We start from the raw sequence: 1,024 nt of genomic DNA on the forward strand, positions 1-1,024 counted from the left end.
GAGCCACCCCAATAAGAAGTAGCGATTTTCTTTTTGTTAGAGTCGCTAAAAAACACCCTCATCAAAATATAAGCACCAAGTAAGGACAAAACTGTTAGTCCATTGGGAGTGAAAAGAGAGTGAGTGTACTTGCCAATTGCGTCATTATGATTTTGTAATTGCTCAAATCGAAATCTTTGAGGATTAGCGCTATTTATTTTGAAATATTTGCTCATTTTAAGGTAGAGAATTAGGTTCACCAAGAACGATAGGGTCTTTCTCCTGGTACTCAATAAAAGGTACAGGCCCTATGAAGTATGGACTACAAGTGCGACCAATGAAAGGGATAGTTTTACAGATACGGAAAAACATAGTAGTCTCTACCTTTCCACTGCCTTCATAAATATTCCAAACAACTTGCTTAAAGCTGGAGCCAAAGGGGTTTCGACCAGTAGGCTCTTTACCATCATTAAGAGCTTTTAAAATGCCAAATCCACCATTAACCTTTTGGAATTTCCCGGACATCCACTGTGTTCCAGTAGTCTTACCAATGCCGGACATTTCCGCATGAGCGCAATTATTTTGTAGACAGGGAACATTAAAGCCATCTTGATAGCTACCAGATATGGAGCGCTTGAGGTTAGCCTCAATATCTCCCAATGGCAGATCAACTTTGGCAACAAATGAAAGGTCAAGTGTTCTCAACCCCGGTAAATTATCCCAGGTGAGTGTTGATAATCCCGGTACACCATCAATTCTGGAGTCTTGCCAATTGGCAAAGTTATTTATTGATGCGTTCTGGATATTAGAAATGGATGTCAAAGGATAATTTCTTAAATTAATTACTCGACCAAGTTGAACATTACTTAAATTGTCATAACGGCTGAGATTAGCGATTGTACCGCCATTAATGCCAAATCTTCTCGCAAAATCACGGATAGGTATAACACTATTAACGTTTCTGTTACCCAAATTAGGAACAGCTCTGACCAAATTTGGCAAGGTCTGCCATCTTGTTAATTGAAAATCATCTAATGTTAACCTA

Annotated in this window: 1 protein-coding gene and 1 pseudogene; both read right to left on the reverse strand. The window is 38.9% G+C overall.

What is annotated here, in order from left to right:
* Nucleotides 1–215 (reverse strand): annotated as a pseudogene (locus ACWATR_RS40380) (type IV secretory system conjugative DNA transfer family protein); the annotation flags it as partial.
* Nucleotide 216: 1 nt separating this feature from the next.
* On the reverse strand, nucleotides 217–1,024 hold an 808-nt coding region (locus tag ACWATR_RS40385; protein ID WP_460346103.1), incomplete at its 5' end, for a hypothetical protein.

The sequence above is a fragment of the Nostoc sp. UIC 10890 genome, assembly GCF_054786515.1.